This is a genomic window from Acinetobacter sp. ESBL14, assembly GCF_036668815.1.
Taxonomy (GTDB): Bacteria; Pseudomonadota; Gammaproteobacteria; order Pseudomonadales; family Moraxellaceae; genus Acinetobacter; species Acinetobacter gyllenbergii.
In genome coordinates, this window is sequence record NZ_JAZEVS010000003.1 from 281,467 (window position 1) to 295,229 (window position 13,763).

Sequence of the window (13,763 nt, forward strand, 5' to 3'; positions counted from 1 at the left end):
ACATTTTTTATATATGTGACTATGTTGCTGAAGTTTTGTTCTGTGCTTCGCACTCACGTCTAACTTCTTCAATAATTTTGAGTTCTTCTTTACTCAATGGTTGAGTTTTTGAGTTTTGTGGTTTGAAACTTGGATCAAGTTCAGACAATCGCTTGCAGAGTACATTCATTTGTTGTTCATTTTTCTGCATACGATCTAATAAAACACGAATACCTTCCAGAATTGGATCAGATTGATCTTGGGTCGTGGCATAAGGTTGGAAACCAATGCTTTCAGCATAGTCACGACGGCTAGCTTCGTCTGGTTCAATTTGAGTCTTGTCTTTAAAAATATAGCGGGCAGGGTTGCCGACAGCAGTTACACCTTCTGGAACCTCTTTGGTGACGACAGCATTTGAACCAACCTTAGCGCCTTTATGTACCGTAAATGGTCCTAAGATTTTTGCACCAGCCCCAACCACTACACCATCTTCGAGGGTCGGATGGCGCTTACCTTTATTCCATGTTGTTCCACCTAAGGTCACGCCATGATACAAGGTGACATCATCACCAATTTCAGCTGTTTCACCAATCACCACCCCCATGCCGTGGTCGATAAAAAAGCGTTTGCCAATTTTTGCACCAGGATGGATTTCAATTCCAGTGGCAAAACGGCTAAATGAAGAGAGTAGGCGAGCACTGCCTTTGTATTCTTTTTTCCAGAGTTCATGCGCCATGCGGTGCATGATCAAGGCATGAATCCCAGGGTAGGTGGTGAGGACTTCGAGCGTATTGCGGGCCGCGGGATCACGTGCAAATACAGCTTCGATATCTTCTTTTAGCTGTTTAATCATGAGTATGATCCTCCGTATTTGTTTTTTTCCATGAACCTTTGGCAAGCGCCTGTACGCGACTGAAAATCCCGCGCAATAAATGGTACTCCATACGATCTAATTGTATCCTTCCGAACAGGCGACGCAAGCGTAATGGCAATAAACGAGGATTATTCGGATCAAGAAACTCGATTTCTGTCAGCATTTTTTCTAGATGGGGATAGAACTGTTCCATTTGCTGTTGCGTGACTAAAGGCTCATCCCACTCCATGCTTTGTTGCTGTTTGAGTTGCATGTGATCAGTTGCTGTTTCTGTCACAGTGCTGTTTTGTTCCAATGCAGCCATTCTAAGTTCATAACAAACCACTTGAATGGCTTGAGCGACATTCAAAACACCGTATTCAGGATTTACTGGAATGGTTAAGTGATAATTGGCTAAAGCCAATTCTTCATTGGTGAGGCCACGATCTTCACGACCAAATACAATTGCAATATGCTGTGCTTTGGTTGCGGCTTGTAGTGCTTCCTGTGCAGCAGGGCGAACATCCAGTAATGGCCATGGAATAGTGCGGCTACGGGCACTTGTTCCAAAAACCAAATGACAATCTTGAATCGCTTGTTCTAAGGTCTCAACAATTTCAATTTGTTCAATTAAATCTTGTGCACCTGCTGCCAAAGCATCGATATCGGGATGTGGGTAGGTTTTTGGTGCAACCAAGACCAGTTTTGATAAACCCATGGTTTTCATAGCGCGTAAGGCGCTACCAATATTGGCTGGCAGAGTGGTATTGACCATAACAATACGCACATGATCCAAATGTTTGGACACGCTATTTGAGTCAAACAGGTTCATATATCATCCAAAATTAAGAATATTGAGAGACATCGGCTTGGTAAAGATCAAGCGCTTCATCCATAGACATATTGTCTGGTGGCGGTGGCACAACACTGACTTTCGGTGCTTCAGCGACTTTGGCCGCTTTTGATTTTACTTGGTATTCGATGAAGATCGATTCTTTACCAAAATAATCACGAAGCTTACCAAGCAACTCATCCAGTGGCACCACTTTCCATTGCGGACCGAGATGGAGTTCCGCATTTGCAAAGCTTTGTTCTAGTTGAATTTGTAATCCAATGTGCTGGCACATATCGACATTGCAATAAGGCAATAGAATATTTTGCAAATCTTTGGCCAAAGATTTGGTCATGAGATCATGAGGCAGGCGAACCTGAATACTTTGCGCGCGTTTCTGACGAATTTCATTTAAGTTGAAGGCTTTGCTGAGGCGTGCCATTGGGCGATCAAAGCCTTCACGCTCGTAAATTTCACCTTCAATCACCACGACTTGTTCTAAGCGAATAATGTCTTTATAGCGCTGGAAACGTTCGTGGTTACAACTGATCTCAACACGGGCTGTACCATCATCTAGTGTGATCATGATACGGTTTGGGAAGTTGGCAATATCCACCACCAAACCCGCAAAAACCGTGGTAACACCTCGACGAGTCGGCGTCAGCTCATTGAGTTTTGCAGGGATAAATGATTTTAATTCAGGGCGATACACATCAATTGGATGACCTGTTAGGTAGAGACCAAGTGTATCTTTTTCACCTTTTAAACGGACTTCATCCGACCATGGTTTGACGGGCTTGGCGGGTTTGCGCTGAACTTCTTCAACTTCACCAAACAGATCCATAATCCCTGTTTCACGGTTGCTACGTGCTTGTTCAGCCGCTTGTACCGCTTCAGGTAACTGTGCCATCAGGCTAGAGCGTTCAATCCCCAGACAATCTAATGCACCTGCACGGATCAGTGCTTCTAAGGTACGCTTATTGATTTTTTTCAGATCAATACGATGGCAGAAATCAAATAAATCTTTATATGGACCTTCATTGATACGTGAATCGATGACCGATTGCATCGCTTGTTCACCGACACCTTTGATTGCGCCTAAACCATACACAATGGTTGCTTCGTCGCTGGCATGGAAATGATACAAAGACATATTTACGGAAGGTGGCAGTACCTCGAGTTTATTATTACGGCAGTCATCAATCAAAAACACGATACTGTCGGTATTCTGCATTTCCGAAGATAAAACGGCTGCCATAAATTCAGCAGGGTAATGCGCTTTTAACCAAGCCGTGTGGTAGGCAACCAAGGCATAAGCAGCCGCATGGGATTTGTTAAAACCATAGCCTGCGAACTTTTCCATATAGTCGAAGATATGGTTCGCAGTCGCTTCATCAATATCCTTTTTCGACGCACCTTCGATAAAGATCTGGCGCTGTTTCACCATTTCTTCAGGTTTCTTTTTACCCATAGCTCGACGGAGTAAATCGGCGCCACCGAGGGTATAGCCAGCACAGAACTGTGCAGCCTGCATCACCTGTTCTTGGTAAACCATAATCCCGTAAGTGGGTTCTAATACACCTTCAAGCAATGGGTGCAGATATTCAAACTCACCCCCATGCATACGATGGATGAAGTCTGGAATCAGATCCATCGGGCCAGGACGATACAAGGAAACGAAGGCAATAATTTCTTCGAATTTACTTGGTCTTGCTTCCTTGAGCATTTTTTTCATGCCCACGGATTCAAACTGGAATACCGCGGTGGTGTTGGCTTCCGCAAAGACTAAATAGGCATCTTTATCGTCAAGTGGGACATTGGAGATATTCAGTGGAATCTCAGATTTGATGCGTTTATTAATATTTTGAATCGCATCTTCAATGACGGTTAAGTTACGTAAGCCCAAGAAGTCGAACTTGACCAGACCCGCGGCTTCAACATCATCTTTATCGTATTGCGCAACACGGTTGGTGCCATCGGCATCACACAGGACTGCGGAATAATCCGTAATTTTCCCTGGCGCAATAACAACACCACCCGCATGTTTCCCGGTATTACGGGTGATCCCTTCGAGTTTGAGCGCCATTTCCCAAATTTCAGCCGCATCGTCATTGTCAGGGTTGGATGGGTTGGTGACGATATCTTTAAGCTGTGGCTCCATGTCAATCGCTGTGACCAAATCGACACCCAGCGGTTTAGTTGGAATCATTTTGGAAATACGGTCAGCAAGACCATAAGACTTACCTAAGACACGTGCCACATCTCGAATCGCACCTTTTGCCGCCATGGTACCGAATGTGGCAATCTGTGATACCGCTTGGCGACCATAGTTCTGTGCCACATATTCAATCACACGGTCACGGCCTGCGATACAGAAATCGACGTCGAAGTCGGGCATCGAAACACGTTCTGGGTTTAAGAAACGTTCAAACAGCAGATCATAACGTAAGGGGTCAAGGTCAGTAATTTTTAAACTATAGGCGACCAGTGAGCCTGCACCTGAACCACGGCCAGGGCCAACAGGAACACCGTTATTTTTCGCCCATTGAATAAAGTCCATGACGATCAGGAAGTAGCCAGGGAATCCCATTTTGAGGATAATATCGACTTCGTACTTGATCCGCTCATCATAAGGCTTGCGAATCTCGACCCAATCCTCATCACGTTCTTCAATTGGATAAAGATGGTTTAAACGTTCTTCCAAGCCCGTGCGTGATAAATGCTCGAAATAAGTATCGATGGTATAGCCATCAGGAATCGGGAAGTCGGGTAAGAAATAGGTGCCGAGTTGCAAGGCAACATTACAGCGTTTTGCAATTTGATAAGTGTTTTCAATCGCGCTTGGAATGTCTGAGAACAGCTCAGACATTTGCTCGCCCGTTTTAAAGTATTGTTCAGTGCTGTAGTTTTTGGGGCGTTTATCATCACCTAAGACATAACCATCAGCAATACATACCCGTGCTTCATGGGCTTCAAAATCGTCTTGTTCAACAAAGTGCACATCGTTATGTGCGACCACACCAACTTGATATTTGGCAGCGAGCTTGACTGCTTGCTGAATAAAATCTTCTTCACCGACGCGTTCAGTACGTGTTAAGGCCAAATAGACACGGTTACCAAACTTCTCAATCCACGCTTCTAACAAAGGTTCGGCTTTTTGCGGATTAGAAGAGCAGAGCATTTTGCCTACATCACTATGCTGTCCAAGCAAGACGATCAGATCATCGGATTGCTCAAGTACCCATTCTTTTTGCACGCATGGAATACTGAGTTGTTGACCTTCAATAAAGCCACGTGACACGATTTCAGTTAGATTCAGCCAACCTGTGCTGCTGGTTGCCAATAAGGTTGCACGGTGTTCTGCATCGTTGAGTCGAATCACGCTACCTAATATAGGTTTAATGCCTTTTTTTAAGCAAGCCTCATAAAACTTGACTGCGGCATGCAGGTTGGATAAGTCAGTGAGTGCTAAAGCAGGCATCTCATCTTTTATGGCAGCCTTGACCAAATCAGGTATGCGAACAATCGATTCCGTGATCGAAAATTCTGTGTGGATACCGAGATGAACAAACCGCATAGAAGGACTATCCTTTTTCAAAGCAACGCATAGTTTAGCATGCAAACCGAAAATGACATGCCTAATATTTTGGCAAACCGTGTTTTTGCTTTGTTATTTTTATAGAATATTAAAAATTAGTTTTTGATTTTTATGTAAATATAAATATTGGTTTACATAAAGTGTTTTGCCGTTAGAATATAACCGCATAAAAATGTAGCAATGTGAGCCAAATAATGAAATTAAAAAATATCGTACTTTCAATATTATTAACCAGCAGTTTATTTAGCATAAGCCATGCAGATGATGTGCCGTATAGCCCAGAATTGGTACAACAAGCTAAAAATGGTGATGCGATTGCTCAGAATAACTTAGGTGATGCTTATTATTATGGCATTGAAGTCGAACAGGATTTTGGTAAAGCATTGGAGTGGTTTAAGAAGTCTGCAGCAAAGGGTAATGCCGATGCAATTTTCTCTGTCGGCTATATGTATAACTATGGTGAAGGCACTGAAGAAGACAACCCAACCGCTTTAAAATGGTATACCCAAGCAGCGCAGAAAGGGCAGTTGAGAGCACAGTATTATCTCGGTTATATGTATCTGAATGGAGATGAAGGTGTTAAAGCCAATACCAAGAAGGGTTTAGAGTGGATGACCAAGTCTGCTGATGCGGGGCTGGATTTGGCACAAGTTGAGCTCGGTCATCTTTATAAAGAGGGAGATGAAGAGAAAGGTGTTGCTCAGGACTTGAATAAGGCGGTGCATTATTATCAATTGGCAGCTAAGCAAGATGAAGCTGGGGCGATCAATAATCTCGGTATTTTCTACTTAGAAGGGAATAGCGTGATTAAGCAGGACTATAAAGAAGCGATGCGCTTATTTAGTTTGGCATCCAAAGCGGAAGAGGCTTTAGGTTCTTATAATATGGCGTACATGTATGAAGAAGGCAAAGGCGTCGCGAAGAATTATAAAAAAGCGGTTGAATTTTATGAGCTGGCTTTTTCACAAGATGAAATGGATGCCTTGCTGTCTCTATCTCGTTTGTATGAAAAAGGCGGGTTTGGTTTGACCAAAAACTTAAAGAAAGCCAAAGAATACGAAGATTTATGGGATACCCTTCAATCAGCTGACGATTAATATGCTTTGATGGTGAATATGAAAATGAGGTATCTCCGCAAAAGATACCTCATAACTTAAATTTAGCGCATTTTTGCCAAGAAACGGCCTAAGCGATTAATAGCTTCACGCAGTTCATTTTCGGCAGGTAAGAACACCACGCGGAAGTGATCCGGTGTTGGCCAGTTAAAGCCAGTACCTTGAACCAGCAGCACTTTTTCGGCCTTTAAAAGATCCAGCATCAGTTTTTCATCATCTTCAATTGGATAAACTGTTGGATCAAGTTTAGGGAAGCAGTACATCGCACCATCAGGTTTAACACAGCTCAGACCTGGGATTTCATTCAGCATTTCCCATGCAATATTGCGTTGTTCGTATAAGCGACCGCCTGGGCGAATCAAATCATTAATCGACTGATAACCGCCGAGCGCAGTTTGGATCGCATATTGTGCTTGGTGATTGGCACATAGACGCATGGAAGCCAACATGTCTAAGCCTTCGATATAGTCAGCCGCACGTGCTTTGTTGCCTGTGATTGCCATCCAACCCGCGCGATAACCTGCAATACGGTAGGCTTTTGACAAACCATTGAATGAAATACACAGTTGATCGCCAGCCAAAGCTGCAACTGCCACATGCTCAATGCCGTCATAAACGATTTTGTCGTAAATTTCATCGGCAAATAAAATCAGGTCATGTTTTTTCGCTAGGGCAACAATTTGCTCCAACACATGGCGTGGATAGACGGAACCTGTTGGGTTGTTCGGATTGATAATTACAATACCACGCGTATTTGGTGTGATTTTGCTTTCCATATCCGCAATGTCTGGATACCAATAATTTTCAGAATCACATTTATAGTGAACTGCAGTTCCACCTGAAAGATTCACTGCCGCTGTCCATAGTGGATAGTCGGGCATAGGTACCAGCATTTCATCGCCGTCATCAAGCAGACCTTGCATCGCCATCACAATCAGTTCAGAAACACCATTTCCGACATACACATCATTGACATGCATATCAAAGATACCTTTCTGCTGGTAATACTGGCAGATGGCTTTACGTGCAGGGAAAATCCCTTTTGAATCGGTATAGCCAATTGCATTTGGAAGGTTTAATGCAACATCGTTAATAATTTCTTGAGGGGCTTCAAAACCAAAAGGTGCAGGGTTGCCGATATTTAGCTTGATGATCTTATGTCCTTGCTCCTCCATTTCATTGGCGGCGCGTAATACTGGTCCACGAATGTCATAACAAACATGCTCAAGCTTAGATGATTTTTTAATTTCTCGGCTTGATTGATTAGACTGGGAAACAACAGTATTTTTTGACATAGCTGGATTCACTTTTGCATATCGGTATAAATAACTTTTAAAGGTTTCTACACTTACCAAATTCAGATCGTGTTGATCTCTCAACAATTCAACAATTTTTTCATGAGTAAAACCTGATTGTTGATATTGTCTGATCGTTGGTAAGAGGTTTTGAAAAACCACACTTTTTTTCTGAGACATTGTTTGTCCTATATCACCGTGCGAAATAAGCATAACACTATATTTGCTCACGAAGAAGACAATATTGTTAAAAGTTGCTTACTTTTGATTTTTAATTTGCTTTCTTTTTGCTATCAATAATTAAAGTGTTTAAATTTCACTAAATTATACGATCTGAGACTAGAGTTTTTTTTTTGAATGGCGTAAATATAAAACCTGATCATTAAGATAGTTCTAACATCAGAATAAAAGGTGCAGGTTATGGGAAAAGTGAATAAAACGGACCGAGAATGGCAAAGAGAATTATCACCTGAAGAATATCGCATCACTCGTCAAAAGGGCACAGAACCCGCATTTACTGGGCAATATTGGAACAATAAACAACATGGTACTTATGTTTGCCGTTGTTGCGGTGCGGAATTATTTTCTTCAGAAACAAAATATGATAGTGGTTGTGGTTGGCCGAGCTTTTTTAAACCTATTGATAGTGTTGCAATCGAAGAACATGAAGATGTATCACACGGTATGGTCAGAACAGAAATTGTCTGCCATGATTGCGATGCACATTTGGGCCATGTGTTTGAGGATGGTCCACAGCCGACAGGACTGCGTTATTGCGTGAATTCGGCATCATTACAACTTAAAACAGAAGAAAAGAACGACGAGGAAACGTATCCATGAGTAACATTTATCAGTTTGAAGCTGAATTGTTAGAGGGAGAAACAAAAGCGCTCGCTGATTATAAAGGCAAGGTCATGCTGATTGTAAATACTGCCAGCAAGTGTGGTTTTACTCCGCAGTTTGCGGGACTTGAGAAACTTTATGAAAAATATAATGCTCAAGGCTTAGAGGTTTTAGGATTTCCATGTAATCAATTTGGAGGACAAGACCCAGGCACCAATAAGGAAATCGGGGCATTTTGTCAGCGCAATTATGGCGTCAGTTTTCCCATGTTTGCCAAGGTGGATGTGAAAGGACCTGAAGCACATGTGATTTTCCGTTATTTAACGCGTGAAGCGAAGGGGCTTTTGGGGAGTCGTAATATCAAATGGAATTTTACCAAGTTTTTGGTGGGGCGTAATGGTGAGGTTTTAGAGCGTTATGCACCTACTACCAAGCCAGATGCCCTAGAAGCTGATATTGAAAAAGCATTAGCGAAGAAATAAATGAGCAAAGTTTTGGTTGAGGTTTGAATTCTTTTGGACTCAACTGTTGAATTCTGGAGTGATCCAGACATGCCTTATGTGGAAACGCGTAGGGCATGTCAAAGTCGAATCTGCTATAAATCACATAGCCATCCGACCTTTTCGATTGGCGCAGTAGATGCGGGACAAAGTCATTTTTCAAGTTTTTTTGCCCAAGACCAACTGATTCAGGCTGGTAGTATTGTTGTTATTCCAGCTCATGTAGAACACTCCTGTAATCCTTTGCCAAATCAGGCATGGAGCTACCAGATGATGCATTTGGATGCGGCATGGTTGACTGCATTGATAGAGGAACTGCAACATCATACGGATCTAAACGTTGATTTTGATGCGCCGTATTTACCTCAATTAAAACCCAGTGTTATAAATGAGCTGAGTGTTTATCAGGCATTTTCGAGCTTAAATGCAGTTTTTTTTAATCCACAAATTTCACTATTAGAAAAAGAACATCATTTAATTCAGGTCTTAACCCATATATTACTCCCTTATTTTAACTGGGAGACAATTGAACCTCCTCGCTATTTTCAACAGTATTTACCTAATTTACTGGAATGTCTCGAGGACAATATTGAGGGACTGTCACTGCAACAGCTTGCTGAAAAGATGCAACTCAGCCGTTATGCATTAATTCGTTTATTTAAACATTATTTTGGCTTAACACCGCATGCCTATCAATTGAATGATAAGGTCAATCAAGCCCGTCAACGCTTGAGAAAAGGTTGTGATTTAGCGCAATTGGCATACGAACTGGATTTTACTGATCAAAGTCATTTTCATCGCGTTTTTAAACAACATACTGGCATAACCCCTAAACAATATTATAAAAAATCTTAGTCCACGCAATTTTATACAAGAACAACGCACCGCACTTTTCTAAGCTGACTCCGATTCATTTGGAGAGTAGTTATGGAGCTATTTCTGAGCATTGCGATTACGCATTTTATTGCGTTACTGACTCCCGGCGCAGATTTCTTTCTAATTTTGAAAACCTTGATGCAGAGTCAGAAAAAGGCTGCGAGATTTACCTGTGCAGGCATTGCGCTGGGGAATGCCATCATACTGATCAGCATTTATTTGAGTTTATTTATCATCGGGCAGGTGAATACAGCGTTATTCATCCTTATGAAATGGTTGGGTGTGCTTTATTTTGCTTATTTGGCTTTTCAATGTTTTCGTTTGGCTCAATCAGCACAGAGGGTTAATCAACTTGCTGAACAACGTGTTGATCAACCGCAAAAGTATGCTGAGTTGAAGGCTTTTCTATCAGGCCTACTTTCAAGTTTGTTAAACCCGAAAAATTTGATGTTTTATACGGTATTGGTAATCTTGATTTATCCTCAATATGATTTTGTTCAAAATGTTTTGGTTGGTTTTTGGATGGTGGGGTTAGTGTTGATCTGGAATGTTGCTATTGTTCAATTGATCGGTTCAAGTATTTATATGTCGTGGTTGAATCGGCATCTGCGCCATTTATATTATTTAGCAGGAATCAGTTTTTTGTTGTTTATGCTGATACTGCTCATGTACTAAACATATAAAAAGACGGTCAAATGACCGTCTTTTTTATTTAAGCTTAGTGTGTGGGCTTAACCGTTTGGGCTTCAGTTTTTCTAAAGCTGCGAATCTTACGATTAATATCATCGATAAAGGTATAGACCACAGGAATCACCAATAACGATAAGAAGGTACTGGTAATCAACCCACCAATCACCGAGATTGCCATTGGTGCACGAAAGCTTGGATCAGTCCCAATGCCGAGTGCAATTGGCAGCATCCCAGCACCCATCGCCAATGTGGTCATGATAATCGGGCGTGCCCGTTTATGGCAGGCATCAAGTAGGGCATTGAATCGCGAATAATGCTTTTCATTCCTTGCGATAATTGCGTAATCGACCAGTAGAATCGAGTTTTTACTGGCAATCCCCATCAGCATAATCAGACCAATTAAACTTGGCATCGAGAAACTACTTTTGGCTAACAGCAGCATCACGAATGCACCACCCAGTGATAGAGGTAAGGCCACCAGAATGGTAATTGGCTGCAAGAAGTCTTTAAATAACAATACCAATACGACGTAGATACATAAAACGCCTGTCAGCATCGCTAAACCAAAACTAGAGAACAGTTCCTGCATCACCTCAGCATCACCAATATTGGTACGCTTTACTGTAGGGGGGAGATTCTTCATAGTTGGTAGTTGATCGACTTTGGCAGCAATATCCCCTAAAGGTTGATTATTCAGCTCAATATTAAAATTAATATTCCGCAAACGGTTGAAGCGGTCAATTTGTGATGGACCACTCTCAATATTAACATCCGCAATGGTACCTAACATTACAGGACCTCGATTACCTTTCACCATCAGGCGTTTCATGAGTTCCTGATCTTGACGGGCAGCCAATGGCAGTTTAATCACTACAGGTACTTGGCGTTGAGACAGATTGAGTTTTGCCAAGTTTTGATCGAAGTCACCCGCAGTCGCAATGCGTAAAGTTTCCGCAATATCATAGGTGGTTACACCTAAATCAGCTGCTTTGGCAAAGTCTGGACGAATTACTAATTCGGGACGAATCAAAGCCGCACTGGAGGTGATACTGCCTACATTTGGAATGGTACGTAATTCACGTTCAAGGCTACGGGCAGTTGCCATTAATGCTTCTGGATCATCACCTGATAAAGCCAGTTGGTATTGACTATTATTACCCGCTAAACCGACTTGAATGCGTGCACCTGGAACTGGGGCAAGACGTTGGCGTAGTTGCTCCTCAATGTCTTGTAAGCTGGCACTACGATCAGAACGTTCCGTGGTTTGAATGGTGAGGGTCGCTTTACGTGGCTCACTGGATGCACCACCGGCAAAAGGATCTGTTCCCGCAGCACCACCACCAATGGTGGTATAGATGCTTTTAATCTCGGGATGATCTTTAATCAGTGTACGTGCATATTCAGCAGTGTTGAGTGTGTCTCCAAACTGTGAACCTGGGGTAAGCTCCAAACGAACCTGCGTTTGTCCTGTATCGGGTGGAGGAACAAAACCTGTTGGCAACAATGGAATCAGTAAAACTGAACAGACGAAGAAGGCAATTGCACCACTTAAAGTGAACCAACGATGATTGAGGCACCATGTCACCAATCGCATATAGCCACGCATGACTTTGCCATCTTTGGCGCGGTCTTTGGCAAGACTGCTGCTGCCTTGGTCGCTTATGACTTGGGCTGATGTAGATTCATCCTGTGGTTCGACTTTGCCTATCCAAGGTTTTAGGAGATAGGCGGACATCATCGGGGTGAGTAAACGCGCAACAAGTAGTGAAGCAAAAATTGCCAATGCTGCTGTCCAACCAAATTGAACAAAGAATTTACCTGCAATACCACTCATAAAAGCCGTGGGTAGGAATACCGCAATTAATGTGAAAGTGGTGGCAATTACGGCCAGACCAATTTCATCGGCTGCTTCCATGGCTGCTTCGTAAGGTGTTTTCCCCATACGTAAATGCCGGATGATATTTTCAATCTCAACAATGGCATCATCAACCAGAATCCCCACCACCAGTGACATGGCTAAGAGAGTGACTGTATTGAGGGTAAAGCCAAAAAAATACATGCCAATTAAAGCAGGTAAAATCGATAATGGCAGTGCAGTTGCAGCAATGATAGTGGCACGCCAGTCACGTAAGAATAACCAGACCACCAAGATCGCTAAGATTGCACCCTCGTACAGCAGTGACATTGAACCTTCGTAGTTATCCTGAACAGGTTTTACAAAGTTAAATGCTTCAGTAATTTTGATATCGGGATGTGCCGCTTTGAGTTTATCTAGAGCAACAACAACCCCTTTTTCAACATCGACTTCACTGGCACCCTTACTACGCGTGATTTCAAAGCCAATCACTGGTTGGCCATTTAAGAGTGCTGCGGAACGTCGTTCAGCCATACCATCACGAACAGTTGCAACCTGATCCAAACGAATATGTCGGCCATCGCTGAGGGCAATATCCATTGCACCAATTTCATCAGCGGTTTTAACTGTCGCAATGGTACGGATGGATTGTTCACTGCCACCGATTTTGGTTTGACCACCTGAGGCATCTTGCTGAATCAAACGTAGTTGACGGGTAATGTCGGTTGCAGTTGCATTTAGTGCCAGCAGCTTTTCAGGATCAAGTTCGACTTCAACTTGACGCGTGACACCACCAACACGAGCGACAGCGCCAACACCTTTGACTTGTAACATGGCACGGGCAATATCATAGTCCACAAACCATGACAGTGCTTCTTCATCCATCTTTGGTGATTGGATGGTGTAGGTCAGAATCGGGGAACCAGAAAGATTGATTTTACTAACAATTGGATCTCGTAGATCGGCAGGGAGGTCAGAACGCACTTGTGACACGGCATTACGTACATCATCAACTGCTTCTTGTAATGGTTTTTCCAGTTGAAATTCCGCAGTAACGGTCACCACGCCATCTTGAATGTTGGTGTACTGATTCCTTAAACCTTGCAAGGTTGCGATTGAGTTTTCAATCTTACGTGCGACTTCGGTTTCAAGTTGCGGTGGTGCAGCACCAGGTAGGGCCGCAGTTACCGTCACCATGGGGAGCTCAATGTCGGGGAACTGCTGGATCTTCATCCATTTAAAACACAGCAATCCTGCCAAACCCAGCATAATAAATAACAGGATGCCGGGAATAGGATTGCGGATCGACCAAGCGGAGAAATTCATG

Annotated in this window: 10 protein-coding genes; 5 read left to right on the forward strand and 5 right to left on the reverse strand. The window is 42.8% G+C overall.

Annotated features, from left to right (window positions below):
• Positions 1–19: 19 nt before the first annotated feature.
• From cysE to dnaE, 3 genes are read right to left on the reverse strand one after another with little or no spacing between them, the layout of a single operon-like run.
• Complete coding sequence (cysE, locus tag V6E90_RS12455; protein WP_016543257.1) at positions 20–832, reverse strand: serine O-acetyltransferase; 813 nt, start codon at positions 830–832, stop codon at positions 20–22.
• The gene (locus V6E90_RS12460; RefSeq protein ID WP_016543258.1) at positions 825–1,664 is read right to left on the reverse strand and encodes an RNA methyltransferase; all 840 of its coding nucleotides are present in this window, start codon (positions 1,662–1,664) and stop codon (positions 825–827) included. The genes cysE and V6E90_RS12460 overlap by 8 nt, the downstream gene beginning before the upstream one ends.
• Before the next feature lie 13 nt (positions 1,665–1,677).
• Positions 1,678–5,241 carry a DNA polymerase III subunit alpha gene (gene dnaE / locus V6E90_RS12465; RefSeq protein ID WP_332605502.1) on the reverse strand — a complete coding sequence of 1,188 codons (3,564 nt, stop codon included), beginning with the start codon at positions 5,239–5,241 and terminating at the stop codon, positions 1,678–1,680.
• A 215-nt stretch (positions 5,242–5,456) separates the two neighbouring features.
• On the opposite strand from dnaE, the gene V6E90_RS12470 reads away from it, so the two are divergent.
• Positions 5,457–6,359, forward strand: a complete 903-nt coding sequence (locus tag V6E90_RS12470) for a tetratricopeptide repeat protein (RefSeq protein ID WP_016543260.1) — start codon at positions 5,457–5,459, stop codon at positions 6,357–6,359.
• Between the two features lie 62 nt (positions 6,360–6,421).
• Here V6E90_RS12470 and V6E90_RS12475 read toward each other — a convergent pair whose 3' ends face one another.
• Positions 6,422–7,852 carry a pyridoxal phosphate-dependent aminotransferase gene (locus V6E90_RS12475; protein ID WP_065342804.1) on the reverse strand — a complete coding sequence of 477 codons (1,431 nt, stop codon included), beginning with the start codon at positions 7,850–7,852 and terminating at the stop codon, positions 6,422–6,424.
• 240 nt (positions 7,853–8,092) lie between these two features.
• Here V6E90_RS12475 and msrB point away from each other — a divergent pair, with 240 nt between their 5' ends.
• From msrB to V6E90_RS12495, 4 genes are all read left to right on the forward strand, one after another.
• Positions 8,093–8,512, forward strand: coding sequence for a peptide-methionine (R)-S-oxide reductase MsrB (msrB, locus tag V6E90_RS12480; protein ID WP_016543262.1), 420 nt, complete (start codon positions 8,093–8,095; stop codon positions 8,510–8,512).
• A complete protein-coding gene (locus V6E90_RS12485; RefSeq protein ID WP_016543263.1) occupies positions 8,509–8,997 on the forward strand; it encodes a glutathione peroxidase in 489 nt (162 codons plus the stop codon). The genes msrB and V6E90_RS12485 overlap by 4 nt, the downstream gene beginning before the upstream one ends.
• Positions 8,998–9,030: 33 nt before the next feature.
• Positions 9,031–9,870, forward strand: coding sequence for an AraC family transcriptional regulator (locus tag V6E90_RS12490; protein ID WP_407638700.1), 840 nt, complete (start codon positions 9,031–9,033; stop codon positions 9,868–9,870).
• A 72-nt stretch (positions 9,871–9,942) separates the two neighbouring features.
• Positions 9,943–10,566 carry a LysE family translocator gene (locus V6E90_RS12495; protein ID WP_332605503.1) on the forward strand — a complete coding sequence of 208 codons (624 nt, stop codon included), beginning with the start codon at positions 9,943–9,945 and terminating at the stop codon, positions 10,564–10,566.
• 43 nt (positions 10,567–10,609) lie between these two features.
• Here the strand turns inward: V6E90_RS12495 and V6E90_RS12500 are convergent, their stop codons facing one another.
• On the reverse strand, positions 10,610–13,762 hold the full coding sequence (locus V6E90_RS12500; RefSeq protein ID WP_332605504.1) for an efflux RND transporter permease subunit: 3,153 nt from the start codon (positions 13,760–13,762) through the stop codon (positions 10,610–10,612).
• Position 13,763: the final 1 nt, after the last annotated feature.